This is a genomic window from Pseudomonas sp. NPDC089407 (assembly GCF_044900445.1).
Lineage (GTDB): Bacteria > Pseudomonadota > Gammaproteobacteria > Pseudomonadales > Pseudomonadaceae > Aquipseudomonas.
Genome location: NZ_JBJDNB010000016.1, coordinates 51,363 through 77,314, shown reverse-complemented (window position 1 = coordinate 77,314; position 25,952 = coordinate 51,363). Strand labels below are relative to the sequence as shown.

Below are 25,952 nucleotides of genomic sequence, written 5' to 3'. Positions count from 1 at the left end.
GTTGAGCACCAACATCATCACCACGGAAGGCCATGAGGCGCTGAAGAAAGAACTCGACCACCTGTGGCGGGTGTATCGCCCGGAAATCACCCAGAAGGTGGCCTGGGCGGCGTCGCTGGGTGATCGCAGTGAGAACGCCGACTACCAGTACAACAAGAAGCTGCTGCGCGAGATCGACCGCCGGGTGCGGTACCTGCGCAAGCGCCTTGAGGATGTGAAGGTGGTAGCCTACTCGCCGGAGCAGGAAGGCAAAGTGTTTTTCGGCGCTTGGGTCGAGATCGAGAATGACGAGGGCGAGACCATGAAGTTTCGCATCGTCGGCTATGACGAGATCTACGGGCGCAACGACTACATCTCGATCGATTCGCCCATGGCCCGCGCCTTGCTAAAGAAGGAGGAAGGCGATGAGGTGGTGGTGCACACGCCTACCGGTGAGGCGACCTGGTATGTGAACAGCATCAGCTACGGGCAGTAAATTGATGTTGCCTGTTCTGGCCCTATCGCCGGCAAGCCAGCTCCCACAGAATCTACATCATATCTAAGACCTGTGGAGACCCTGTGGGAGCTGGCTTGCCGGCGATAGGGCCCTGGCAGACAGCCCTCAACTCTCCCGCAACACCGCCAACGGGCTGGCATTCAACGCCCGCCGCGTCCCCAGCACCCCCGCACCGCCCACCAGCAGCGCCCCCGCCAGCGGCAGCACCAGCAACCAAGGATGCGGGCTCCACTGCAAATCGAACGCATAGCGGTACAGCACCAGGGTAATCAGTTCACACCCCACCGCCGCCAATAGCCCGCTAGCCGCCCCCAGCAAACCGAACTCGATCCGTCGCGCCCTGACCAGCAGTGGCCGCGCGGCGCCCAGTGCTCGCAGCAGGGCGCCCTGGCGAATGCGCTCGTCCAGTGTCGCCTGCAAGCCGGCGAACAGCACCGCCAACCCGGCCGCCAGCACGAACAGCAGCACATACTCCACCGCCAGGGTCACCTGGGCGAGGATGCTGCGCAGCTGGGCAAGCAGCGCGTCCACCTGCAGGATGGTCACCGCCGGGAATGCCCGTGACAGTGCCACCACCTCCAGGTCATGCCCTGCTGCCAGGTAGAAGCTGGTGAGGTAGGTGGTCGGCAGCCCTTGCAGCGTGCCGGGCTGGAAGATCATGTAGAAGTTCGGCTGGAAGCTGTCCCAGTGCACGCTGCGCAGGCTGCTGACCCGCGCCTGGCGCTGCTGGCCGCCGATGTCGAAGGTGAGCAGGTCGCCCATTTGCAGTTTCAGGCTGCTGGCCAGTTCTGCCTCTACCGACACGCCGGGGATTTCGTCCCCGCTTGGCAGGGCTTGCCACCAGCTGCCCGCAGTCAGTTGGTTGCCCTCGGGCAATTCGGCGGCCCAGGTCAGGCTGAGGTCGCGCTGCACGGCGCGTTCGCCTGCAGAGTCCTTGCTGACGATCTGTTGCACCGGTTGCTGGTTGATCTGCACCAGGCGCCCGGGTGTCACCGGGTACAGCGGCGCCGCCGTGGCGTTGACTTGCTGCAGGTGCCGAGCGAACGGTTCACGGTCATCCGGGAGAATATTCAGGGCGAAATGGTTGGGTGCATCCTTGGGTAACTGCGCCTGCCAAGTGTCGAGCAGTTCTGCGCGCAGCAGGCCGACCAGGGCCATGGCCAGCAGGATCAGGCCGAAGGCCAGTGCCTGGCCAGCGGCCGCCATGGGGTGGCGTAGCAGTTGGCCCAGCCCCAGGCGCCAGGTGAGTGGCGCCCCGGCCAGCAGTTGGCGCAGGCTGCGCAAGCCGAGCATCAGCAGGCTGCCGAGCAGCAGCGCTGTGACCAGGCCGCCACCGAGCAGGGCAAAAGTAAGCAGCAAGTCGAGGCTCAGGCGCCACATGATCAGGCCCAGGGCAAACAGGGCAGCGCCATACACCAACCAGCTGCTCGGCGGAATCGGCAACAGGTCGCGGCGCAGTACGCGCAGTGGTGGCACCTTTCCCAGTGCCGCGATCGGCGGCAGGGCAAAACCGGCCAGCGCCACCAGCCCGGTAGCAATACCGGCCAAAGCCGGCACGACGCCGCCGGCAGGCACCACGCTGGGTAACAGGCCATGCAGCAGGCGGAACAGGCCCAATTGGGCCAGCCAGCCGAGCAAGGCGCCGGCCAGCGCGGCGACCAGGCCAAGCATGGCCAGTTGCAGGCAATACAGGCCCAAGGCCTGGCGCCGCGACAGGCCCAGGCAGCGCAGCAGGGCGCTGGCGTCCAGGCGGCGTGCGGCGTAGCGGCTGGCCGACAGGGCCACGGCGACGCCGGCCAGCAACACAGCCACCAGGCTGGCCATGTTCAGGTAGCGTTCGGCCTTGCCCAAGGCGCCACCGATCTGCTGGTTGCCATCGCGGGTGTCGCGCAAGCGCTGGTTGGCCGCCAGGTCTTTTTCCACGGTCTGGCGGTACTGCGCCAGCGCTTCGGTATCGCCCCGCCACAGGTCGCGGTAGGTGACGCGGCTGCCGGGCTGGATCACGCCAGTGGCTTGCAGGTCGGCCAGGTTGATCATGACCCGGGGGGTGAGGCTGTAGAAATTATTGGCGCGGTCCGGTTCATAGGTGAGCACGCGGCTCATGCGCAGGGTTTTCATGCCGACGTCTATGCTGTCGCCAATCGACAGCCCCAGTGCCGCCAGCAGGCGTGGCTCGACCCACGCCTCGCCAGGCGCCGGGCCGCCACCCGGGGTTTCTGCGGCATACGGCGCCGGGGCGCTGCGCACTTGCCCACGCAGCGGGTAGGCGCCGTCGGCCGCCTTGACGCTGGACAGCTGGATGCCATTGTCACCACCGACCACGCTGGTGAACTCGACCACCTGAGCATGGCGCAAGCCCAGCGCCTTGCCGGCATCAAGCTGTTGCTCACGGGCCGGGGCGCTGCCCTGCAGCACCAGGTCGGCGCCGAGGAATTCGCTGGCGCGCAGTTGCATGGCACCATTGAGGCGCGCCCCGAAATAGCCGATGGCAGTACTGGCCGCCACGGCCACCAGCAGGGCAAAGAACAGCACGCGCACTTCGCTGGCGCGTATGTCGCGCAGCAACTGGCGCAGGGCCAGGCCGCACAAGCGGGACAGCGGCATGTGGGTCATCAGGCCTCCACCGGCGCCACGAGGCGGCCTGCGTCCAGGCGGATCTGGCGCCGGCAGCGGCGGGCCAGGCGTTCGTCATGGGTGACCAGCACCAGGGTGGTACCGCGCTCCTTGTTAAGCTCGAACAGCAAATCGCTGATGCGCTCGCCGGTATGGCTGTCGAGGTTGCCGGTAGGCTCGTCGGCGAACAGCACGGCGGGCTGGGCGGCAAAGGCGCGAGCGATGGCAACCCGCTGCTGCTCGCCGCCCGACAACTGGCGCGGGGTGTGGCTCAGCCGCTTGCCCAGGCCGACCCGCTCCAGCAGGGTGCGTGCGTGCTCGCGGGCATCGCGGCGGCCGTCCAGCTCCAGTGGCAGCATGACGTTTTCCAGGGCATTGAGGCTGTCGAGCAGCTGGAACGACTGAAACACGAAGCCCACATGCTCGGCGCGTATCCGGGCGCGCTGGTCTTCATCCAGTGGCCCCAGGTCGTGGCCGGCAAGGATGACCTTGCCGGCGCTGGGCTGGTCGAGGCCTGCGAGCAGGCCGAGCAGGGTCGACTTGCCCGAGCCCGAGGCGCCTACGATAGCCAGGCTGTCGCCCTGGGCCAGGTCAAGGGAGAGTGCGTGAAGAATGGTCAGGTCACCTTCCGCGCTGGGGACCACTTTGCTAAGGTTCTGCGCAACGAGAATGCTGGGGCCCATGGAGAATCCGATGCGAGTGTGGTGGTTGAGTGCCGGTCTGGCCCTGTATTGCCTGGCCCAGAGCGCGGCGGCGGGAACACTGCTGGTTGTTGGCGATAGTATCAGCGCCGGTTTTGGCCTGGATAGCCGCCAGGGGTGGGTGTCTCTGTTGCAGACCCGGCTCAAGGACGAAGGTTTCGACGATAAAGTGGTCAATGCGTCGATCAGCGGCGATACCAGTGCAGGTGGCCAGGCGCGCCTACCGGCGCTGCTTGCAGCGCATAAGCCGAGCCTGGTGGTGCTGGAGCTGGGCGGTAATGATGGCTTGCGCGGGCAGCCGCCGGCGCAATTGCAACAAAATCTTGCCTCGATGATCGAAAGCGCCCGCCAGGCGGGTGCCAAGGTGCTGCTGCTGGGCATGCGCCTGCCACCCAATTATGGCGTGCGCTACACCACGGCGTTTGCCAAGGTGTATGAACAGTTGGCGGCAGAGCAGCAGGTGCCGTTGGTGCCGTTTTTTCTTGACGGGGTAGGGGGCGTGCCCGAGCTGATGCAGGCCGACGGCATCCACCCGGCCCAGGGTGCCCAGCAGCGACTGCTGGAAAATGCCTGGCCGGCGATAAAACCCTTGCTCTGACGCTTTAAACGGGGGCCGCTTTCGGCTAATGTTGCGCCCCCCGTTTCGAGTGCCCCCGATGCCGCGCCCTGCCTGGTCCCTGTACGCCTACCAACTGATCGAGCCTGATGAACAGCTCGACCTGTTTGCCTGCCAGGAAATCCGCGTCCACCTCGTGGCCCGCCAGCTTGAGCTGGGCGTGCCGGTCGATCGCACCCTGTGCGGTGGCCTGCTGCCGGCGCAGCCGCGCTGGTCGGGGGTGCCGCGTTCGATCTACCGCGATGGCCGCCTGTGCGACCTGTGCCGTGCCATCCTCGATGCCCAGCGGCGCGGCATGCGCCCGGTGTGGCCGGAGCTGCACGGCAGCTGAACGCCAGCCACCTTTCATCAACTGATACGCTTGCTTCACGCCAATGCCTCCCGCTTGCATCGGCGTGGGTGTACAATCGGTCCTCTTGACCCACCTTTCGAAGGATTTACCGGATGTTGCCGCGCTTTCCTGCCGTCACCCGTAGCCTGTCCCTGGCCGCCCTGCTGGTAGCGGGCCCCGCTGCTGCGCTGGAGCTGCCACTGCCACCGCCCGGTGAAGACATCGTCGGCCAGGTGCATACGATCCAGGCAAAGTACGAGGACACCTTCGCCGACATCGGCACTGCCAACGACCTCGGCTACCTGGAAATGATCGCGGCCAACCCGGGCGTCGACCCGTGGCTGCCTGGCGCCGGTACCGAAATCATCCTGCCGACCCGCTATATCCTGCCGCCGGGGCCGCGTGAAGGTGTGGTCATCAACCTGGCCGAGTACCGCCTGTACTACTACCCGAAAGGCCAGAACGTGGTGTACACCTTCCCGCTGGGCATCGGTCGCGAAGGCTGGGGCTCGCCGATCGCCAACACCAAGATCACCGCCAAGACGCCGAACCCGACCTGGACGCCGCCCGCATCCATCCGTAAAGAGCACGCGGCAGACGGTGACATCCTGCCTGCGGTGGTGCCGGCGGGCCCGGACAACCCACTGGGGCCGTTCAAGTTCACCCTGGGCGTGCCGGGCTACCTGATCCACGGTTCGAACAAGAAGTTCGGTATTGGCATGCGCACTAGCCACGGTTGCTTCCGCATGCTCAACAACAACGTGCTGGAGCTGTCGAAGATGGTGCCGGTGGGTACGCCAGTGCGCATCATCAACGAGCCTTACAAGTTCGGCATCAGTGGCGGCAAGGTCTACCTGGAGGCGCACACGCCACTGGACGACCAGGGCAACCCGTCGGTGGTCGACAAGCACACTGCAGTTATCAATGCCTTGCTCAAGCGTGAGGACCTGGCCAACAACCTGCGTATGAACTGGGACATGGTGCGTGATGTGGTGGCAGCCGAAGATGGCATGCCGGTCGAAATTGCCGTGCCGGTCGAGAACCCGGGGGGTGCGCCGATGGTCTCGAGTATGCCGCCCGAACTGCAGTAAGCTATTTGCGACACACCCAGGCCCGCCTTAGTGCGGGCCTTTTCGTATCTGCCAGGTGCGCCGGTGTTGTTCGCAGGCAATAAAAAAGCCGACCCACAAGTGGGTCGGCTTCATAACAATCCGGGAGGATTATTACTTGCGGCTGGCTTTGTCCAGCATACGCAGAGCGCGCTCGTTGGCTTCGTCAGCGGTCTGCTGAGCCTTCTGAGCGGCTGCCAGTGCGTCGTCAGCCTTACGGTAGGCTTCATCTGCACGAGCTTGAGCGCGAGCTGCTGCGTCTTCAGTCGCAGTCAGACGAGCTTCGGTTTCTTTGGATACGCTGCTGCAACCGGTAGCCAGAACTGCGGCCAGAGCCAGAGCAGAGAATTTCAGAACGTTGTTCATCGTGTTCCCCTTCAAGGACTTTCTATTAAATAGCCATCTCTCGGAAAAGAGAAACTGGCCGGCGTACATAGTACTCATTACTTGTAGTAAGTAAACTGACTGAGCGCAAGAACTGCAAAAAAAATGTTGCTTGACGTCGCGCCGACAAGATTTACGACGTGGGTGTGAAAAAAACGTACAGGGTGCGCAAGCGATTGTAGTACAGGAACTTTTTTGGTGAACTAAGGGTGACTTTAACTGTCCTCTGGCGTCTTAAGCCCTAGAGCATCCGGCGGCTGTTAGGGCGGGCAGGGGAAAGTCGCCCTGATGGCGTTCTGGCCATTTTTAACCGCCGCCACCTTGAGCAATCCCGCTTGCCGCGCCTACTATCTTGTGAGTGCCAGAAGACCCGAACGATTGCAATCGTCCAGTGGTCGAAGGGGCAACAGGTGGCGTAGAGGATTCTGTGCCGGATTAACCACTATCGGTGAAGGTATGGGTCTGCCAAGAAGACCTGCGAGGAGTAGTGATGAGCGAAGCGTTGACCATCCACCATGACCAGGCCGGTCATCAGTTCGAGACCACTGTGGACGGTCATCGTGCCTATCTGACGTACATGGATCTGGGCAAACAGACGCTGGACATCTATCGCACCTTCGTGCCCAACGCCCTTCGCGGCCGCGGGATTGCTGCTGCGCTGACCGAGCGGGCGCTGGCGTATGCCGAGCAGATGGGCTATACGGTGATCCCTTCCTGCTCGTATGTGGAACGCTACATGGAGCGCCAGCAGCGGCATTCGAGCAAGGCCTGAGTCTGTAAATAAAAAGCGGGGCCGCTGCGCGCCCCATCGCCGGCAAGCCAGCTCCCACACGTACAGCGATACGCTTGAATGTGGGAGCTGGCTTGCCGGCGATGGGGCGCGCAGCGGCCCCGCTTTATTACATCAATCAGCTGCGCTTACGCTGCGGCAGCACATCCTTCAACTTGGCATGCATGCTGCGCAGGGTCTTCTCGGTAGCCGACCAGTCGATGCAGGAATCGGTAACCGACACGCCGTACTGCAGCTCTTCCAGGTTCTTTGGAATCGACTGGCAGCCCCAGTTCAGGTGGCTTTCGACCATCAGGCCGATGATCGACTGGTTGCCTTCGAGGATCTGGTTGGCGACGTTCTCCATTACCAGCGGTTGCAGGGCCGGGTCCTTGTTGGAGTTGGCGTGGCTGCAATCGACCATGATGTTGGCCTTGATCTTGGCCTTGGCCAGGTCCTGTTCGCACAGGGCAACGCTGACCGAGTCATAGTTCGGCTTGCCGTTGCCGCCGCGCAGTACCACGTGGCCGTAAGGGTTGCCCTTGGTGGTGACGATCGACACGCCGCCTTCCTGGTTGATACCCAGGAAGCGGTGCGGCTTGGACACCGACTGCAGGGCATTGATGGCAACGGTCAGGCCGCCGTCGGTGCCGTTCTTGAAACCAACCGCAGAGGACAGGCCGGAGGCCATCTCGCGGTGGGTTTGCGATTCGGTGGTGCGGGCGCCGATGGCCGACCAGCTGATCAGGTCCTGCAGGTATTGCGGGGAGATCGGGTCGAGCGCTTCGGTGGCGGTCGGCAGGCCCATTTCGGCCAGGTCCAGCAGCAACTGGCGGCCGATGTGCAGGCCGTCCTGGATCTTGAACGAGTCATCCAGGTACGGGTCGTTGATCAGGCCTTTCCAGCCGACGGTGGTGCGCGGTTTTTCGAAGTACACGCGCATGACCAGGTACAGTGTATCGGACACTTCTGCGGCCAGGACTTTCAGGCGCTCGGCGTATTCGTGGGCGGCTTTGATGTCATGGATAGAGCAAGGGCCGACCACGACAAACAGGCGATGGTCCTTGCCGTCGAGAATATTGCGCACCACTTCACGGCCGGCAGTCACGGTCTGCAGGGCCTTGGCGCTGAGGGGGATTTCCTTCTTGAGTTGATCTGGGGTGATCAGGGTCTCGTTGGAGGCAACGTTCAAGTCATCGATCGGTAAATCAGCCATCGTGTTACTCGTCAGGTCACGGGTGCCGGCCGCCAACTATCCCCGTGCGGCCCAGCAGCAAGAATAATCGCAGCGGGGAGCCGAACCTTAGCGCGTTACAGGTGGCGCGACAATGGGCTGAGCCCCGTCATCGTGGGGTTTTTCCCTGATAAAGAGGGTTGAGTGCAAATGGGCTGCCCAGCGCCGCGCAACCTGTGTAAAAAGAGTGCTGACTTTAAATAGCTGGAGATCGGCATGCACACGCGTACACCACGCATTGGCATCATCGGCAGTGGCGCCATTGGCGGCTTTTATGGGTTGATGCTGGCCCGGGCCGGTTTCGATGTGCATTTTCTGCTGCGCAGCGAGTACCAGACGGTGCATGAGCAAGGGCTGACGTTGGACAGTGCCGTGTATGGCGCGTTGCAGATGAACGTGCAGGCGTACGCCAGCGCTGCCGACATGCCGGCCTGTGACTGGCTGCTGATCGGGGCCAAGGCCACCAGCAACGATCAATTGGCACCGTTGATCGTCCAGGCCGCCGCGCCCGGGGCCAAGGTGGTGCTGTTGCAGAACGGCCTGGGTGTGGAGGAGCAGTTGCGCCCGGCCTTGCGCAGCGACATGCACCTGCTCGGCGGGCTGTGCTTCATCTGCGTCAACCGCCAGGCACCGGGGGAGATCCGTCACCAGGCGCTGGGGGCTGTGAACCTGGGTTATCACAGTGGGCCAGCCACTGATGGTGGCGCCGCATTGGTCAGTGAAGGCGCCGGGTTGTTCCAGGAGGCCGGCATCGATTCGCAAGCCATGCCGAACCTGGCGCTGGCGCGCTGGCAGAAGCTGGTATGGAACGTACCCTACAATGGTCTGTCGGTACTGCTCGGTGCCAGCACCACGCCGCTGATGGCTGACGGCCATAGCCGCGCGCTGATCCAGGCCCTGATGGCCGAGGTGGTGCAGGGCGCAGCGGCATGTGGGCACGTATTGCCCGAGGGTTATGCCGAGCACCTGTTCCAGTTGACCGAGCGCATGCCCGATTACTGGCCCAGCATGTACCACGACCATGCCCATAAACGCCCGCTGGAACTGCAGGCCATCTATGCCGAGCCGCTGGCACAGGCACGGGCGGCCGGCTGCAGTTTGCCGCGCATGGAAATGCTGTATCAGGCGCTAGGTTTCATCGACAGCAGCGACCGCCCCGGCTAAGGGCGTGCTTGCCCCCAAGCCCGCGCCAGCAGTGCGCCAGACGGCAAAGCGTGGGTCTGGCGCGCTGCTAAGCTGAAGCTTGCTCTGCCGTTGCGGCAGTCAAGGAGGTCGAATGATCCGCTCCATGCTGTACGCCACTGACCTCGGTGTCTACGCCCCTTTTGTCATGCAGCACGCGCTGGCGCTGGCGCGTACTTTCGGCGCCGAGTTGTATGTGATTCATGCGGTCGAACCGATGGGCCAGTTCGCCGAATCCCTCCTGCAAAGCTACCTCGATGAGCAGACGCTCGACCAGTTGCACAGCCAAGGCGTCAACACGGTGATGGCAAACATAGAGCAACGCGTGCTGGAGAGTTTTCGCGATGAACTGGGCGAGGAGGCCGACCTGGCTGTGATCAAGGCGGTGCGGGTGCGCCAGGGCGACCCGGCGCAGGTGATTCTTGACCAGGCGCAACGGCTCAGCGTCGACCTGCTGATTTTCGGCAGCCACAGCGCCGGTGCCGGCGTGGATGTGCCGTTGGGGCGTACGGCGGTGCGGTTGCTGCAGCTGTCACCGGTGCCGGTGTACATGGTGCCGTTGGCGCAGCATTTAGGACGTAGGAAATCATGAAGCTGGCCGTAGGCCATTTCCGGGGCAGGTAACAAAATAGTTCTAGATTTATTTCCAGAACCACTAATATAGTTATATATCGTCGCTGCCTGCTGCTGCGGACTCATCGCTGAACCGAGGGGAATCTATGAAGCTTCAACAACTGCGCTACATCTGGGAAGTGGCGCACCATGACCTCAACGTCTCCGCGACGGCGCAGAGCCTGTATACCTCCCAGCCAGGTATCAGCAAGCAGATCCGCCTGCTCGAAGATGAGCTGGGTGTCGAGGTTTTTGCCCGTAGCGGCAAGCACCTGACCCGGGTAACCCCGGCGGGTGAGCGCATCATCAATACGGCCGGCGAGATCCTGCGCAAAGTCGAGAGCATCAAGCAGATTGCCCAGGAGTTCTCCAACGAGAAGAAGGGCACGCTGTCCATCGCCACCACCCACACCCAGGCGCGCTACGCGTTGCCGCCGGTGATCAGCAGCTTTATAAAGCAGTACCCGGAAGTGTCCCTGCACATGCACCAAGGTTCGCCGATGCAGATTGCCGAAATGGCCGCAGACGGTACGGTCGACTTCGCCATCGCCACCGAGGCGCTGGAGTTGTTCGGCGACCTGATCATGATGCCGTGCTACAAGTGGAACCGCTGCGTGGTGGTGCCCCAGGGGCACCCGTTGGCCAAGCTGCCAAAGCTGACGCTGGAAGCCGTTGCCGAATACCCGATCGTTACCTACGTGTTCGGTTTTACCGGGCGCTCGAAGCTGGACGAAGCCTTCAACCACCGCGGCCTGACGCCGAAAGTGGTGTTCACCGCAGCCGATGCCGACGTGATCAAGACCTACGTGCGCCTGGGGCTGGGTGTGGGCATCGTGGCCGGCATGGCGGTAGACGCCAAGCTCGACAGTGACTTGGTGGCACTGGATGCCAGCGAGCTGTTCGAAGCCAGCATTACCAAGATCGGCTTCCGCCGTGGCACTTTCCTGCGTGGTTTCATGTGCGACTTCATCGAGAAGTTCGCCCCGCACCTGACCCGTGAGGTGATGGCCAAAGCCATTCAGTGTCATAACAAGCAGGAGTTGGAAGAGCTGTTCGAAGGGGTCGAACTGCCGGTGCACTGATCCGAAAATATTGGGGCCGCTTTGCGGCCCATCGCCGGCAAGCCAGCTCCCACAGGAATATCACAAGCCTTGAGGCAACGGTAACCCTGTGGGAGCTGGCTTGCCGGCGATGGGCTGTGAAACAGCCCCGGCTACCTCAAGCCTTGCTGATCAGGTTGCCCGCGTGCAACCCGCATTCCTTTTGCGTCGACTCTTCCCACCACCAGCGCCCCTCGCGCTCATGCTGGTTCGGCAGCACCGGCCGGGTGCATGGCTCGCAGCCGATGCTGATGAAGCCACGCTCATGCAGGCTGTTGTACGGCAGCTCCAGCATGCGGATATAACCCCACACTTCTGCGCTGCTCATTTGTGCCAGCGGGTTGAACTTGTACAGCGTGCGCTCGGGCGTGGAGAAGGCGCTGTCGATTTCCAGTGCCGCCACCTGGCTGCGGGTGCCCGGGCTCTGGTCGCGGCGCTGGCCGGTGGCCCAGGCGCTTACGGTAGCCAGCTTGCGACGCAGCGGCTCGATCTTGCGGATGCCGCAGCATTCGCCATGGCCGTCCTTGTAGAAGCTGAACAGGCCCTTGTCCTTGACGAACGGGTCGAGCTTGTCGCGGTCAGGGCTGAGGATTTCGATCGGCAGCTTGTACTGCTCGCGTACCTGGTCGATGAACCGGTAGGTCTCCGGGTGCAGGCGGCCGGTGTCGAGGCTGAACACCTTGACCTGCTTGTTCAGCTTCCAGGCCATGTCGACCAGCACCACGTCTTCGGCGCCGCTGAAGGAAATCCACAGGTCGTCACCGAAGTGCTCGAAGGCGAGCTTGAGGATGTCCTGCGGGGACTTGTTGGCATAAGTCGCCGCCAGGGCGGCGACGTCGAAGGGTTGGCTCATCAGGCGGTTTCCATCTTGGCTGTGGCGCTGTGCGCTCGTAGTGGGGTGATGGTAACAAAAAATCGCGGGCTAGACGGCTTGATATCGGGGCTGGCCTCTTCGCGGGTAAACCCGCTCCCATAGGTTGTGGGAGCGGGTTTACCCGCGAAGCAGGCGCCGCCGATTACAAGCCCTGCAAGGTCTGCATCAACACCCGCACCTTGGCGATCGATTCTTCATATTCAGCCTGCCACTCGGAATCAGCCACCACCGCACCGCCACCCCAGCAGCTGACTTGCCCGTCCTTGATCAGCAGGCTGCGAATGGCAATCGAACTGTCCATTTCGCCGCGCACGTCCATGTACAGCAACGAGCCGCAGTACAACGCCCGGCGCGCCGGCTCCAGCTCGTCGATGATCTGCATGGCACGGATCTTCGGCGCGCCAGTGATCGAGCCGCCAGGGAAGCTGTCGCCAATCAGGTCGAGGGCATCCTTGTCGCTGGCCAGCTGGCCGGTAATGCTGCTGACCAAGTGATGGACATTGGGGTAGCTCTCCAGGCTGAACAGCTCTGGCACCTTCACCGAGCCGATCTCACAGGTGCGCCCCAGGTCGTTGCGCAGCAGGTCGACGATCATCAGGTTTTCCGAGCGGTCCTTGGGGCTGTGCAACAGCTCCTCGGCATTGCGCTGGTCTTTGGCCGGGTCGCTGGCGCGCGGGCGCGTGCCCTTGATCGGCCGGGTTTCCACCTGGCCTTGGCTGACGCGGATGAAGCGCTCGGGCGAAAAGCTCAGCAAGGCGCTGCCATCGGCCAGTTGCTGGTAGCCGGAAAATGGCGTCGGGCAGGCCTGGCGCAGGGCCTGGTAGGCGCGCCACGGGTCGCCTTGGCAAGGCGCGCGAAAGCGCTGGGTGAGGTTGATCTGGTAGCAGTCACCGGCCTGGATGTAGCGCTGTACCCGGTCGAACCTAGCCTTGTACTGCTCGGGTTGCAGGTCGCCGGTCATCGGCGCGAGCAACTGGAAATCGCCGGTCTTGGATTGCTGGCCGGCTTCGAACAGCCTGACCAGGCGATCGCGCTCAGTGCCTGCCAGGCTTGGGTGAAACACCAGTTGGCTGGTGCCGAGCAGGTGGTCGCTGACCAGTGCCCAGGCATACAGGCCCAGCTGCGCATCGGGCAGGCCGAGGTCGTCCACGGCCAGGCTTGGCAGGTGTTCCAGGCGGCGACCGAAGTCGTAGCTCAGGTAGCCGATCAGGCCGCCGGCGAAGGGCAGTTGTATGCCACCGGGCAAATCGGCGTGGCCCAACTGTGCCAGCCCGTCGCGCAGGCGCTGGAGGAAGGCGCGGCCATTCTCTTCTGGCTGTGCTTGCAGGTGCAGCAGGGGCCAGGCGCTAAGCAGGTCGAAGCGGCCGCGCTCGGCACCGGGGCGGGCGCTGTCGAGCAGGATCGCGCCGGGGGCCTGGCGCAGGCGGGCGAAATAGGCGGCTGGGTCGGGCTGGTAAGGCAGAGGATGAAGCGTACAGGTCGGCATCAGTGTGGACGGCGATGTAAAAGCGAGGAGGGCGATTGTAGACCTGTGCAGGAAAAGCGCCTAGCACTGGGCGCGACATTCAACAGTGTGTTTGACCCGAAGGGGCCGCTTTGCGGCCCATCGCCGGCAAGCCAGCTCCCACAAGTGCGGCACAGCCCTCAGGATCATGCGTTACCTGTGGGAGCTGGCTTGCCGGCGATGGGCTGCAGGGCAGCCCCGGCATTTTCAGCCCGGATGTACGTGCCCGAACAACCCCTGTGCCACCCGAACCCGCTGCTCGGCATCCTCGGAAACACCTTCCTTGGCCAGCGCCTCGATGTGCGCCTCGATGGCATGGGTGCGCTGGGTCAGCCCACAGTCGTTGGCAATCTGGATGTTCAGCCCCGGGCGGGCGTTCAGCTCCAGGATCAAGGGGCCTTTCTCCTGGTCCAGTACCATGTCCACGCCAATATAGCCCAGCCCGCACAGTTCATAGCAGCCGGCGGCCAGCTTCATGAAACCGTCCCAGTTCGGCAGTTGCACGCCGTCCACCGCATTGGTGGTGTCCGGGTGCTTGCTGATGATGTTGTTCAGCCAGGTGCCGCGCAGGGTGACCCCGGTGGCCAGGTCGACGCCCACACCGATGGCACCCTGGTGCAGGTTGGCCTTGCCGCCGGACTGGCGGGTCGGCAGGCGCAGCATGGCCATTACCGGGTAGCCCATCAGCACGATGATGCGGATGTCCGGCACGCCTTCATAGCTGATGCTCTTGAAGATCTGGTCCGGGGTCACCCGGTACTCGATCAGCGCGCGGTCGCGGTGCCCGCCCAGCGAGTACAGGCCGGTGAGGATGCTGGAAATCTGGTGTTCGATTTCCTCGTGGCTGATGATCTTGCCCGACACTGTGCGGTAGCGGTCTTCGAAACGGTCGGCAATTACCAGGATGCCGTCACCGCCAGCGCCTTGCGCGGGCTTGATGACGAAGTCGTTGCGCCCGCCGATGATCTGGTCGAGCTTCTCGATCTCTTTTTCGGTCTCGATGATGCCGTACATTTCCGGTACATGGATGCCGGCCGCCAGCGCGCGTTCCTTGGTGATGATCTTGTCGTCGACGATCGGGTACAGGCTGCGCTTGTTGTACTTCAGCACATAGTCCGCGTTACGCCGGTTGATCCCCATGATGCCCCGGGCTTCCAGGGCCTTCCACGTCTTGATCAGGCCAAACATCAGGCGTCTGCCTTCTTCACGAATGCCTTGAAGCGCATCAGCTCAGTCAGGCGGTAGCCGCGGTAACGGCCCATCGCCAGCATGAAGCCCACCAGAATCAGCAGCACGGCCGGGAAGGTGAACACGAAGTACACCAGCTCCGGCACCATCATCAGCAGGTGCGCCAGCGAGGCGGCGAACAGGGTGCCGATGGCCACTTTCATGGCGTGGCCACCGCCACGCTCTTCCCAGGTGATCGACAGGCGCTCGATGGTCATGGTCAGGATCACCATCGGGAACAGTGCCACCGAAAGCCCGCGCTCAAGGCCCAGCTTGTGGCTGAACAGGCTGATGGCCGCGATCAGTACCACGACAAATGTCAGTACCACCGACAGCCGTGGCAGCATCTGCAGCTTCAGGTGCTCCAGGTATGAACGTAGCGATAGGCCCAGGGCTGTGATCACCGTGAACAGCACGATACCGAAGCCCAGTTGCGTTTCGCGGAAGGCCAGGGCGATCAGCACCGGGGTGAAGGTACCCAGGGTCTGGATGCCGATCAGGTTGCGCAGGACCAGGATTACCAGCACGCCGATCGGGATCATCACCATGATCATGAAGGTTTGCTGGGTTTGCAGCGGCAGGCTGTACAGCGAGTATTCGAGGAAGTCGGCGTCGGTGTTCTCGTCGGTCAGCTTGGCCAGGCGGATGGCGTTCATCTCGCTGTTGTTCATGCTGAAGGTGACGTTGGCCTTTTTGCCGCCATCGACGGTGATCAGGTTGTCGTCACCGGTCCACCACAGCAGGCGATCATTCGGCAGGCCTTGCTCACCGGTGTCCGGGTTGAAGTACAGCCAGTCGTTGCCGTTGAAGCTGCGCAGCCACAGCTCCGGGGTTTGTGGGGTGTCTGCCACCAGGCGGATGGTGTGCACTTTCTCCATTGGCACGTGGGCAATCGACAGCAGCAGGTCGATGACCTGGGCCTTCTTCATCGGCGAAGTGTCACCGGCCAGCAGCAGTTTGACGTTGTCATCGTTGAGGTTGTTGACCCGCTTGATGGTCTCGCTGACAAAGGTCTCGACGTCGGCCGAGTGCTGGCGAATCGGGGCCATCAGCGCTTCGGCGGCGATCTTCTCCGGGCCCTCGATGGCCAGGCTGTCACGGAAGGTCGGCCCTTTGACCGTGGTCTTCTCGTTGCTGTAGCGCTTGGTCAGCACCAGGCGGTAGTAGAGGGTCTGGTTGCCGTTGGCGCGGCGGGCCGACCAGGTCACCTTGCGGTTGCCATCGGCACGGTTGACGCTGACACCGTAGTTGTTGGAGATAAAGCTCTCGTTGAGGCTGACGTAGTCACGGTTCAGCGGCGGCACGAACATCTGCACCTTGACCGGGTCCTTGGTGCTGGCCACGAACTCGACCTTGGCGTCGATGTTCCACAGGTCGTCGGTTTCATCTTCGGTCACCGGGATGCCGAGGAAGAAGATCTGATAAGCCGTGACCGCCACGCCCAATAGCACCAGTACGGTGATCAGGACTTTCAGATGGAGGGTAAGAGAGCGCATCGGGATTACTCTGCTTTGGGAGCGTCGGTGGCACAGGCAGGTTTGCCGGCCGCGTATTTAAGGCTTGGGTCAACCAGCGCATCGAAGTGCTTGAGTGCCTCGGAACCGATCAGCAGCGGGAACTGGAAGGCGCTGCGGTCGGTGAGGTTGACTTCAATAGTGCGCAAGGCCTGGCCCATGCAGATTTCGAGTTCGATGACCGGGCGGGCGGTGTAGGCCTTGCCGGATTCGGCATCATAGTCGCCCGCCCGGCGCTTGATCTTGCTCACGCGCGCCAGGGGCCGCTCGATCGGGTGCGAATGGGCGGCATCGATCGCCAGGTAGAAACGCACCCAGCTTTCACCATTGCGCTTGAAGCGCTTGATGTCGCGGGCGCTGAGCGAAGCGGTCTTGGCGCCGGTATCGAGCTTGGCCGCCACTTCCAGGTCCAGGTCGCCCAAGCGTGCGTATTCGTTGAGACCGTACACGGTCTTGCCCGCCGCGTGGCCAAGGGCCGGCAGCAGGGTGAGGCATAGCAGCAATAAAACAGGTGTAAGTCTCATAATCCTGGCGCGGTGCAGTGCAAGGTTCTAGGCAAGGTTCAGGTCAAGGTGACTGGCAACTACTGCGCAAGCTTCCTCGTTCATCTGTCAACAAGCATGAATGTATGACAGACAGGCTATCCATACCCCATCGGAGGCGCGGCATTCTATCACGCCGACGTCTTGACGCCAGCGGTGCGCGATCTGACAGCGCTTGGCCAGCGTTAGTTCGTTCTTAGACGATTGTCGACAATATTGATTTTGTCTTTGACTTACAGGGCTTGATTCGCTAATTTCTGGCGAAGAGATTTTCAAGGTGTCGACAATATGCAAGACCTTTCCACCCTTAGCCCTGTGTTGACAGACGAAACGGAAACCTTGTCCGAAAACGTCTTTCGGCGCATTCAGGCGGCCATCGTCAAGGGTGAGATCGCCCCCGGCAGCAAGATCTCCGAGCCAGAGCTGGCGCGCACCTATGGTATCAGCCGCGGGCCGCTGCGCGAGGCCATCCACCGCCTGGAGGGCCAGCGCCTGCTGGTGCGCGTACCGCATGTGGGCGCGCGGGTGGTGTCGCTCAACCACGCCGAACTGATCGAGTTGTACGAAATTCGCGAATCGCTGGAAGGCATGGCTTGCCGCCTGGCTGCCGAACGCATGAGCCAGGCCGAAATCGACGAGCTGCGCCGGGTGCTCGACACCCACGAGCGCGATGCCGCGTTCCAGGCGGGCCTGGGTTACTACCAGCAGGAAGGCGACTACGACTTCCATTACCGGATCATTCAGGGTAGCGGCAACCAGACCCTGGTCAAGATGCTCTGCGGCGAGCTGTACCAACTGGTGCGCATGTACCGCATCCAGTTTTCGGCCACGCCCAACCGGCCACGCCAGGCCTTTGCCGAGCATCACCGCATTCTGGATGCCATCGCCGACCGTGACGGTGAACTGGCCGAACTCCTGATGCGCCGCCACATCGGCGCGTCCAAGCGCAATATCGAGCGTCATTATCTGGACGCCCACAACAACAGCCCACGAGGTGAGAAATGACTGTGAAGAGCACCCCAGGTCAGCGTTTCCGCGATGCCGTAGCCGCTGAACACCCGCTGCAGGTGGTTGGCGCCATCAATGCCAACCATGCCTTGCTGGCCAAGCGCGCCGGCTTCAAGGCCATCTACCTGTCCGGTGGCGGCGTGGCCGCAGGCTCCCTGGGCCTGCCGGACCTGGGCATCAGTGGCCTGGACGATGTACTCACCGACGTGCGCCGCATCACCGACGTGTGCGACGTGCCATTGCTGGTGGATGTCGACACCGGCTTTGGTGCTTCGGCCTTCAACGTGGCCCGTACCGTGCGCTCGATGAGCAAGTTCGGCGCTGCTGCCATCCATATCGAGGACCAGGTCGGTGCCAAGCGTTGCGGCCACCGCCCGAACAAGGAAATCGTCACCCAGCAGGAAATGGTCGACCGTATCAAGGCCGCAGTCGATGCCCGTACCGACGACAGCTTCGTGATCATGGCGCGCACCGACGCCCTGGCCGTCGAAGGCCTGAACGCCGCCCTGGACCGTGCCGAGGCCTGCATCGAAGCTGGCGCCGACATGATTTTCCCGGAAGCCATTACCGAACTGCAGATGTACAAAACCTTCGCAGCCCGGGTGAAGGCCCCGATCCTGGCCAACATCACCGAGTTCGGCGCCACGCCGCTGTACACCACCGAAGAGCTGGCCTCGGTCGACGTGTCGCTGGTGCTGTACCCGCTGTCGGCGTTCCGCGCCATGAACAAGGCGGCCGAAAACGTGTACGCCGCGCTGCGCCGCGACGGCACGCAGAAGAACGTGATCGACACCATGCAGACCCGCATGGAGCTCTACGATGCCATTGGTTACCACGCCTTTGAGCAAAGCCTTGATGCGCTGTTTGCGCAGAAGAAAGGGTAAGCGATGGTGCCTGTGCCGGCCTCTTCGCGGCTAAAGCCGCTCCTACAGAGACCCCACGGCGCTCAAGACCTGTGCAGGACCTTGTAGGAGCGGCTTTAGCCGCGAAGAGGCCGGCACAGGCAAACCCGATTAGCCAGAAAGATTCCATAACAAATTCAAGAAAGGAGAAACACCATGGCCGAAGCAAAAGTACTCAGTGGCGCAGGCCTGCGCGGCCAGGTGGCTGGCCAGACGGCACTGTCGACCGTGGGCCAGGCCGGTGCCGGGCTGACCTACCGTGGTTATGACGTGCGCGACCTGGCCGCCGGCGCCGAATTCGAAGAAGTCGCCTACCTGCTGCTGTACGGCGAGCTGCCAACCCAGGCCGAGCTGACCGACTACAAGCACAAGCTGAAGGGGTTGCGCGACCTGCCGCAAGCCCTGAAAGAAGTGCTTGAGCGTATCCCCCGTGATGCCCACCCGATGGACGTGATGCGCACCGGTTGCTCGGTGCTCGGTACCCTGGAGCCCGAACTGACCTTCGAAGCCCAGCGCGACAAGACCGACCGCCTGCTGGCGCTCTTCCCGGCGGTGATGTGCTACTGGTACCGCTTCACCCACCATGGCGTGCGCATCGATTGCACCAGTGATGAAGACACCCTCGGCGGCCACTTCCTGCACCTGCTGCACGGCAAGAAGCCGAGCGAGCTGCACGTCAAGGTCATGAACGTGTCACTGATTCTCTACGCCGAGCACGAGTTCAACGCCTCGACCTTCACCGCCCGCGTGTGTGCCTCGACCTTGTCCGACCTGTATTCCTGCGTTACCGCGGCCATCGGTTCGCTGCGCGGCCCGCTGCACGGCGGCGCCAACGAAGCAGCCATGGAGCTGATCGAGCGCTTCCAGAGCCCGCAGGAGGCCACTGCCGAGCTGCTGCGCATGCTCGAGCGCAAGGACAAGATCATGGGCTTTGGCCATGCCATCTACAAAGAATCCGACCCGCGCAACGAGGTGATCAAGGGCTGGTCGAAGCAGCTGGCCGACGAAGTCGGTGACAAGGTGCTGTACCCCGTTTCCGAAGCCATCGACAAGACCATGTGGGAGCAGAAGCGCCTGTTCCCCAACGCCGATTTCTACCATGCCTCGGCGTACCACTTCATGGGCATTCCGACCAAGCTGTTCACCCCGATCTTCGTCTGCTCGCGCCTGACCGGCTGGGCAGCGCACGTCTTCGAACAGCGCGCCAACAACCGCATCATCCGCCCGAGCGCCGAGTATGTCGGCGTCGAACAGCGCCAGTTCGTGCCAATCGAGCAGCGCTGACTCACTGAACCTGTGGGGGGTAGCCTGTTCTGGCCTCATCGCCGGCAAGCCAGCTCCCACAGGTGTTGCACTGCCCTTGAGGCTTGTACTGCCCTTGTTGGAGCTGGCTTGCCGGCGATGAGGCCGGGCCAGCCAGCACAGGGCAGCAATTAGAAAGCTATCCACGACCGTACCGTGACCGAGCCTGATAACCCTATGAACACTGCATACCGCAAGCACCTGCCAGGCACCGACCTGGACTACTTCGATGCCCGCGCGGCGGTCGAGGCGATCAAGCCCGGCGCCTACGATGGCCTGCCTTACACCTCCCGCGTGCTCGCCGAAAACCTGGTGCGCCGCTGCGACCCGGCTACCCTCGACGCCTCGCTCAGCCAGCTGATCGAGCGCAAGCGCGACCTCGACTTCCCGTGGTTCCCGGCGCGCGTGGTGTGCCACGACATCCTCGGCCAGACGGCCTTGGTCGACCTCGCCGGCCTGCGTGACGCCATTGCCGACAAAGGCGGCGACCCGGCCCAGGTCAACCCGGTGGTGCCGGTACAGCTGATCGTCGACCACTCGCTGGCCGTCGAATGCGGCGGCTTTGACCCGCAAGCCTTCGACAAGAACCGCGCCATCGAAGACCGCCGCAACGAGGACCGCTTCCACTTCATCAACTGGACCAAGAAGGCGTTCAAGAACGTCGATGTGATCCAGCCGGGCAACGGCATCATGCACCAGATCAACCTGGAGAAAATGTCGCCGGTGATCCACAACGACCGTGGCGTGGCCTACCCCGACACCTGCGTCGGCACCGACAGCCACACCCCGCACGTAGACGCGCTGGGCGTGATTGCCATTGGTGTTGGCGGCCTGGAAGCCGAAAACGTGATGCTCGGCCGCGCCTCGTGGATGCGCCTGCCGGAAATCATCGGCGTCGAGCTGACCGGCAAGCTGGCGCCGAACATCACCGCCACCGACCTGGTGCTGGCCCTGACCGAATTCCTGCGCAAGCAGAAAGTGGTGGGTGCTTACCTGGAGTTCCACGGTGAAGGCGCCCGCGCCCTGACCCTGGGCGACCGCGCCACCATCTCCAACATGGCGCCGGAATACGGCGCGACGGCGGCGATGTTCGCTATCGACCAGCAAACCATCGACTACCTGCGCCTGACCGGCCGCGAAGAACAGCAGGTCAAGCTGGTGGAAACCTATGCCAAGGCCACTGGCCTGTGGGCGGACAGCCTGGCTGGCGCGGTCTACGAGCGCACCCTGAGCTTCGACCTGTCGAGCGTGGTGCGCAACATGGCCGGCCCGTCCAACCCGCATGCCCGCGTGGCCACCAGCGACCTGGCAGCCAAGGGCATTGCCGGCAGCTGGGAAGAAGTGCCGGGGCAAATGCCTGATGGTGCGGTGATCATTGCCGCCATCACCAGCTGCACCAACACCAGCAACCCGCGCAACGTGATTGCCGCAGGCCTGATTGCGCGCAATGCCAACAAACTGGGCCTGACCCGCAAGCCGTGGGTCAAGTCGTCGCTGGCACCGGGTTCCAAGGCGGTGCAGCTGTACCTGGAGGAGGCCGGCCTGGAGAAGGAACTGGAGCAGCTCGGCTTTGGCATCGTCGCTTTCGCCTGCACCACCTGCAACGGTATGTCGGGCGCGCTCGACCCGGTGATCCAGCAAGAGATCATCGACCGTGACCTGTACGCCACCGCCGTGCTGTCGGGTAACCGCAACTTCGACGGGCGTATCCACCCTTACGCCAAGCAGGCATTCCTCGCTTCGCCGCCGCTGGTGGTGGCCTACGCGATCGCCGGTACCATCCGCTTTGACATCGAGAAGGATGTGCTGGGCGTGGTCGATGGCAAGGAAATCCGCCTCAAGGACATCTGGCCCAGCGACGAAGAGATCGACGCCGTGGTACGTGCCGCGGTCAAGCCGGAGCAGTTCCGCAAGGTGTACATCCCGATGTTCGCCATCGAGGAAGACCGCGGGCCGAAGGTTGCGCCGCTGTATGAATGGCGCCCGATGAGCACCTATATCCGCCGCCCGCCCTATTGGGAAGGTGCCCTGGCCGGCGAGCGCACCCTGCGTGGCATGCGCCCGCTGGCGGTGCTGCCGGACAATATCACCACTGACCACCTGTCGCCGTCCAACGCCATCATGCTCGACAGCGCCGCCGGCGAATACCTGGCGAAAATGGGCCTGCCGGAAGAGGACTTCAACTCGTACGCCACCCACCGCGGCGACCACCTGACCGCCCAGCGCGCCACCTTTGCCAACCCCAAGCTGTTCAACGAAATGGTGCGCAAGGACGACGGCAGCGTGAGGCAGGGCTCGCTGACGCGGCTAGAGCCGGAAGGCAAGGTCACCCGCATGTGGGAGGCCATCGAGACCTACATGCAGCGCAAGCAGCCGCTGATCATCGTGGCCGGTGCCGACTACGGCCAGGGCTCGTCGCGTGACTGGGCGGCCAAGGGCGTGCGCCTGGCCGGTGTCGAGGCCATCGTCGCCGAAGGCTTCGAGCGCATTCACCGCACCAACCTGGTGGGCATGGGCGTGTTGCCGCTGGAGTTCACGCCGGGCACCGACCGCAAGACCCTGGGCCTGGATGGCAGCGAGACCTATGACGTGCTGGGTGCGCGCACCCCGCGGGCGACCCTGACTCTGGTGGTAACCCGTGCCAACGGCGAGCGCCTGGAAGTGCCGGTGACCTGCCGCCTGGATACTGGCGAGGAAGTGTCGATCTACGAGGCAGGTGGGGTGCTGCAGCGCTTTGCTCAGGACTTCCTCGAAGCAACCGCCTGACCAAAACAACGGGGGCCGCTTTGCGGCCCATCGCCGGCAAGCCAGCTCCCACAGGTACCGCGCTGACCTCAGGACTGTGCGATTCCTGTAGGCACTGGTTGGTTCAGGATTGCGCGGTCCCTGTGGGAGCTGGCTTGCCGGCGATGGGCTGCGCAGCAGCCCCAGAGGCCATATGCATTTCAGACAGGACAGCACACCAATGGCACACGCACCTCAAATCAAGATCCCCGCCACCTACATCCGTGGCGGTACCAGCAAAGGCGTGTTCTTCCGCCTGCAAGACCTGCCCGAGCAGGCACAAATCCCAGGCCCCGCCCGCGACGCGTTGCTGCTGCGGGTCATCGGCAGCCCCGACCCCTACGGCAAGCAGATCGACGGCATGGGCGGCGCCACCTCCAGCACCAGCAAGACCGTGATCCTGTCGCAAAGCATCAAGCCCGAACACGATGTCGACTACCTGTTCGGCCAGGTCAGCATCGACAAGGCCTTCGTCGACTGGAGCGGCAACTGCGGCAACCTGTCGGCTGCCGTAGGTTCCTTCGCCATCAGCAGCGGCTTGGTCGACCCGGCGCGCATTCCGCGCAACGGTGTTGCCACCGTGCGCATCTGGCAGGCCAACATTGGCAAGACCATCATCGCCCATGTGCCAATCACTGAGGGCGAAGTGCAGGAGACCGGCGATTTCGAACTGGACGGGGTAACCTTCCCGGCGGCCGAAGTGCAATTGGAGTTCCTTGACCCGGCCGCTGACGAAGAGGGCGACGGCGGTGCAATGTTCCCCACCGGCAAGCTGGTCGATGACCTGGAGGTGCCGGGTGTCGGCACCTTCAAGGCGACCTTGATCAATGCCGGCATCCCGACCATTTTCGTCAACGCTGCCGATATCGGTTACACCGGCACGGAACTGCAGGATGCCATCAATGGCGACCGGCAGGCGCTGCTGCGCTTTGAGACCATTCGTGCCTACGGCGCTGTGCGCATGGGACTGATCGACAACGTCGACCAGGCTGCCGGGCGTCAGCACACGCCGAAAGTGGCCTTCGTTGCGCCGCCGAGCACCTACACTGCGTCCAGTGGCAAGGCGGTGCAGGCGGGTGATATCGACCTGCTGGTGCGCGCCTTGTCGATGGGCAAGCTGCACCATGCCATGATGGGCACGGCGGCGGTGGCGATCGGCACCGCCGCGGCCATTCCAGGCACGCTGGTCAACCTCGCCGCGGGCGGGGGCGAGCGCAGCGCCGTGCGTTTCGGCCACCCCTCGGGCACCCTGAGGGTAGGGGCCGAGGCACGCCAGGTGAATGGCCAGTGGACGGTGACCAAGGCAATCATGAGCCGCAGTGCTCGCGTGCTGATGGAAGGCTGGGTTCGCGTGCCTGGCGATAGCTTCTAACGCACCACTGGCGCTCGGCTTCAAGCGGGGCCGCTGTGCGGCCCATCGCCGGCAAGCCAGCTCCCACAGGTACTGCACAAGCTCCAAGGGTTGCGCGATGCCTGTGGGAGCTGGCTTGCCGGCGATGGGCTGCACAGCAGCCCCAGCACTTTTGAAGGGAGCTGGATATGAGCGCCAACGTGGACCTCAACAACCGCCCGGACTACGACCGGGTGCTGCAAACCCTCGCTGACTACGCCCTCGACTACCAGGTCGAATCCGCCGAAGCCCTGGACACCGCGCGCAACTGCCTGATGGACACCCTCGGCTGCGGCCTGCTGGCCTTGCGCTTCCCGGAATGCACCAAACTGCTCGGCCCCCTGGTCGAAGGCACCGTCGTACCCAATGGCGCCCGCGTCCCCGGTACCGCCTACCGCCTGGACCCGGTCAAGGCCGCCTGGGACATTGGTTGCACCGTGCGCTGGCTGGACTACAACGACACCTGGTTGGCCGCCGAATGGGCGCACCCTTCGGACAACCTCGGCGGCATCCTGGCCGTTGCCGATCACCTGTCGCAAAAGCGCGTAGCGGCTGGCGAACAACCGCTGCTGATGCGCGATGTACTCGCTGCCATGGTCATGGCTCATGAGGTCCAGGGTGTGCTGGCGCTGGAAAACGCCTTCAACCGCGTCGGCCTCGACCACGTGATTCTGGTCAAGGTGGCTTCGACGGCGGTATGCGCCAGGCTGATGGGCGCCAACCGTGAGCAGATGCTGTCTGCGTTGTCGCATGCCTTCGTCGATGGCCAGGCGCTGCGCACTTATCGCCATGCGCCCAATGCCGGTTCGCGCAAGTCCTGGGCCGCCGGCGACGCCTCCAGCCGTGGTGTGCGCCTGGCCGATATCGCCCTGCGCGGCGAGATGGGCGTGCCGGGTGTGCTCACGGCGCCGCAGTGGGGCTTCTATGACGTGTTGTTCAGCCACACCAACAAGGACCTGGCGCTGAAGCCTGTCGGGCAGCAGGAGCTGCGTGTGCCGCAAGCCTTGGGCAGCTATGTGATGGAAAATGTGTTGTTCAAGGTCAGTTTTCCCGCCGAGTTCCACGCCCAGACCGCTTGCGAGGCGGCAGTAACCCTGCACCCGAAAGTGCGTAACCGCTTGCATGAAGTCGACCGTATCGTCATCACCACCCAGGAGTCGGCGATTCGCATCATCTCCAAGAGTGGTGCGTTGGCCAACGCCGCCGATCGCGATCATTGCCTGCAGTACATGGTGGCCGTGCCGCTGATTTTCGGCCATTTGCAGGCCGAGCATTATGAAGATGCCTTCCATGCCAACCACCCGAGCATCGATCGCCTGCGCGAGAAGATGGAAGTGGTGGAAGATCCGCGTTTCAGCCGAGAGTATCTGGAGCCGGACAAGCGCTCGATCGCCAATGCCATACAGGTGTTTTTCAAGGACGGCAGCAGTACCGAGCAAGTGGTGGTGGAATACCCGATCGGGCATCGGCGGCGGCGGGAGGAGGGCATTCCGTTGCTGGAGGCCAAGTTCAGGGCCAACCTGGCGACGCGTTTTGCGCGGCAGCGCTGTGGGGAAATTCTGGATGTGTGCAAGAACCAGCAGAAGCTGGAGGGCATGGCAGTGCACAGGTTTGTGGATTTGTTCGTGATTTGAGGTTGCCTGTGGCGGCCTCTTCGCGGCTAAAGCCGCTCCTACACGGTCCTGCACAGGTCTTGAGAGCGGCGGGGTCTGTGTAGGAGCGGCTTTAGCCGCGAAGAGGCCCGCACAGGAGACACAA

The 25,952-nt window shown here is 63.2% G+C and carries 23 protein-coding genes; 14 read left to right on the top strand and 9 right to left on the bottom strand.

Going from position 1 to position 25,952, the window contains the following annotated elements:
- The first annotated feature begins 1 nt into the window (after position 1).
- The gene (greB, locus tag ACI2KG_RS14450; protein WP_404662366.1) at positions 2–475 is read left to right on the top strand and encodes a transcription elongation factor GreB; all 474 of its coding nucleotides are present in this window, start codon (positions 2–4) and stop codon (positions 473–475) included.
- 126 nt (positions 476–601) lie between these two features.
- Here the strand turns inward: greB and ACI2KG_RS14445 are convergent, their stop codons facing one another.
- Both ACI2KG_RS14445 and ACI2KG_RS14440 read right to left on the bottom strand, forming a co-directional pair.
- Positions 602–3,109: an ABC transporter permease gene (locus ACI2KG_RS14445; RefSeq protein WP_404662365.1), complete on the bottom strand. Its 2,508-nt coding sequence runs from the start codon at positions 3,107–3,109 to the stop codon at positions 602–604.
- A complete protein-coding gene (locus ACI2KG_RS14440; protein ID WP_404662364.1) occupies positions 3,109–3,792 on the bottom strand; it encodes an ABC transporter ATP-binding protein in 684 nt (227 codons plus the stop codon). Before ACI2KG_RS14440 ends, ACI2KG_RS14445 begins: the two co-directional genes overlap by 1 nt.
- Before the next feature lie 10 nt (positions 3,793–3,802).
- Between ACI2KG_RS14440 and ACI2KG_RS14435 the strand changes: the two genes are divergently transcribed.
- The 3 genes from ACI2KG_RS14435 to ACI2KG_RS14425 all read left to right on the top strand — a co-directional run bounded on the left by ACI2KG_RS14435 (position 3,803) and on the right by ACI2KG_RS14425 (position 5,848).
- Positions 3,803–4,408: an arylesterase gene (locus ACI2KG_RS14435; protein ID WP_201207634.1), complete on the top strand. Its 606-nt coding sequence runs from the start codon at positions 3,803–3,805 to the stop codon at positions 4,406–4,408.
- 58 nt (positions 4,409–4,466) lie between these two features.
- Positions 4,467–4,757: a hypothetical protein gene (locus tag ACI2KG_RS14430; protein WP_110745001.1), complete on the top strand. Its 291-nt coding sequence runs from the start codon at positions 4,467–4,469 to the stop codon at positions 4,755–4,757.
- Between the two features lie 113 nt (positions 4,758–4,870).
- On the top strand, positions 4,871–5,848 hold the full coding sequence (locus ACI2KG_RS14425; protein WP_404662363.1) for a L,D-transpeptidase family protein: 978 nt from the start codon (positions 4,871–4,873) through the stop codon (positions 5,846–5,848).
- Between the two features lie 132 nt (positions 5,849–5,980).
- Here ACI2KG_RS14425 and oprI read toward each other — a convergent pair whose 3' ends face one another.
- Positions 5,981–6,232, bottom strand: a complete 252-nt coding sequence (gene oprI, locus ACI2KG_RS14420; protein WP_003259780.1) for an outer membrane lipoprotei OprI — start codon at positions 6,230–6,232, stop codon at positions 5,981–5,983.
- 508 nt (positions 6,233–6,740) lie between these two features.
- Here oprI and ACI2KG_RS14415 point away from each other — a divergent pair.
- Positions 6,741–7,022, top strand: a complete 282-nt coding sequence (locus ACI2KG_RS14415; protein WP_404662362.1) for a GNAT family N-acetyltransferase — start codon at positions 6,741–6,743, stop codon at positions 7,020–7,022.
- 136 nt (positions 7,023–7,158) lie between these two features.
- On the opposite strand, the gene ACI2KG_RS14410 is transcribed toward ACI2KG_RS14415, so the two are convergent.
- Complete coding sequence (locus ACI2KG_RS14410) at positions 7,159–8,235, bottom strand: 3-deoxy-7-phosphoheptulonate synthase (RefSeq protein WP_404662361.1); 1,077 nt, start codon at positions 8,233–8,235, stop codon at positions 7,159–7,161.
- Positions 8,236–8,469: 234 nt separating this feature from the next.
- Between ACI2KG_RS14410 and ACI2KG_RS14405 the strand changes: the two genes are divergently transcribed.
- The 3 genes from ACI2KG_RS14405 (at position 8,470) to cysB (ending at position 11,129) form a co-directional block, all read left to right on the top strand.
- Complete coding sequence (locus tag ACI2KG_RS14405) at positions 8,470–9,417, top strand: putative 2-dehydropantoate 2-reductase (RefSeq protein ID WP_404662360.1); 948 nt, start codon at positions 8,470–8,472, stop codon at positions 9,415–9,417.
- A gap of 112 nt (positions 9,418–9,529) precedes the next feature.
- Positions 9,530–10,027, top strand: a complete 498-nt coding sequence (locus tag ACI2KG_RS14400; RefSeq protein WP_110745005.1) for a universal stress protein — start codon at positions 9,530–9,532, stop codon at positions 10,025–10,027.
- Positions 10,028–10,154: 127 nt separating this feature from the next.
- Positions 10,155–11,129, top strand: coding sequence for an HTH-type transcriptional regulator CysB (cysB, locus tag ACI2KG_RS14395; RefSeq protein ID WP_010953293.1), 975 nt, complete (start codon positions 10,155–10,157; stop codon positions 11,127–11,129).
- 136 nt (positions 11,130–11,265) lie between these two features.
- On the opposite strand, the gene ACI2KG_RS14390 is transcribed toward cysB, so the two are convergent.
- The 5 genes from ACI2KG_RS14390 to ACI2KG_RS14370 all read right to left on the bottom strand — a co-directional run bounded on the left by ACI2KG_RS14390 (position 11,266) and on the right by ACI2KG_RS14370 (position 16,790).
- On the bottom strand, positions 11,266–12,000 hold the full coding sequence (locus ACI2KG_RS14390) for a phosphoadenylyl-sulfate reductase (RefSeq protein WP_400617486.1): 735 nt from the start codon (positions 11,998–12,000) through the stop codon (positions 11,266–11,268).
- Between the two features lie 163 nt (positions 12,001–12,163).
- Positions 12,164–13,507: an aminodeoxychorismate synthase component I gene (gene pabB / locus ACI2KG_RS14385; protein WP_404662359.1), complete on the bottom strand. Its 1,344-nt coding sequence runs from the start codon at positions 13,505–13,507 to the stop codon at positions 12,164–12,166.
- A 225-nt stretch (positions 13,508–13,732) separates the two neighbouring features.
- The gene (locus tag ACI2KG_RS14380; protein ID WP_404662358.1) at positions 13,733–14,713 is read right to left on the bottom strand and encodes an alpha-L-glutamate ligase-like protein; all 981 of its coding nucleotides are present in this window, start codon (positions 14,711–14,713) and stop codon (positions 13,733–13,735) included.
- Entirely contained in the window at positions 14,713–16,248 is a 1,536-nt protein-coding gene (locus ACI2KG_RS14375) for an inactive transglutaminase family protein (RefSeq protein WP_404662357.1), read from the bottom strand. Before ACI2KG_RS14375 ends, ACI2KG_RS14380 begins: the two co-directional genes overlap by 1 nt.
- A 5-nt stretch (positions 16,249–16,253) precedes the next feature.
- Positions 16,254–16,790 (bottom strand): ATP-dependent zinc protease, encoded by a 537-nt coding sequence (locus ACI2KG_RS14370; protein WP_400617482.1) that lies wholly within the window; start codon positions 16,788–16,790, stop codon positions 16,254–16,256.
- 306 nt (positions 16,791–17,096) lie between these two features.
- Here ACI2KG_RS14370 and ACI2KG_RS14365 point away from each other — a divergent pair, with 306 nt between their 5' ends.
- The 6 genes from ACI2KG_RS14365 (at position 17,097) to prpD (ending at position 25,828) form a co-directional block, all read left to right on the top strand.
- Positions 17,097–17,813: a GntR family transcriptional regulator gene (locus ACI2KG_RS14365; RefSeq protein WP_404662356.1), complete on the top strand. Its 717-nt coding sequence runs from the start codon at positions 17,097–17,099 to the stop codon at positions 17,811–17,813.
- Positions 17,810–18,700: a methylisocitrate lyase gene (gene prpB / locus ACI2KG_RS14360; protein WP_404662355.1), complete on the top strand. Its 891-nt coding sequence runs from the start codon at positions 17,810–17,812 to the stop codon at positions 18,698–18,700. Before ACI2KG_RS14365 ends, prpB begins: the two co-directional genes overlap by 4 nt.
- Positions 18,701–18,874: 174 nt before the next feature.
- Complete coding sequence (gene prpC / locus ACI2KG_RS14355; protein ID WP_404662354.1) at positions 18,875–20,002, top strand: 2-methylcitrate synthase; 1,128 nt, start codon at positions 18,875–18,877, stop codon at positions 20,000–20,002.
- A gap of 195 nt (positions 20,003–20,197) precedes the next feature.
- Positions 20,198–22,786 carry a Fe/S-dependent 2-methylisocitrate dehydratase AcnD gene (acnD, locus tag ACI2KG_RS14350; RefSeq protein WP_404662353.1) on the top strand — a complete coding sequence of 863 codons (2,589 nt, stop codon included), beginning with the start codon at positions 20,198–20,200 and terminating at the stop codon, positions 22,784–22,786.
- Between the two features lie 199 nt (positions 22,787–22,985).
- The gene (gene prpF, locus ACI2KG_RS14345) at positions 22,986–24,176 is read left to right on the top strand and encodes a 2-methylaconitate cis-trans isomerase PrpF (protein ID WP_404662352.1); all 1,191 of its coding nucleotides are present in this window, start codon (positions 22,986–22,988) and stop codon (positions 24,174–24,176) included.
- A gap of 167 nt (positions 24,177–24,343) precedes the next feature.
- Positions 24,344–25,828 (top strand): 2-methylcitrate dehydratase, encoded by a 1,485-nt coding sequence (gene prpD, locus ACI2KG_RS14340; RefSeq protein WP_404662351.1) that lies wholly within the window; start codon positions 24,344–24,346, stop codon positions 25,826–25,828.
- The last annotated feature ends 124 nt before the right edge of the window (positions 25,829–25,952 follow it).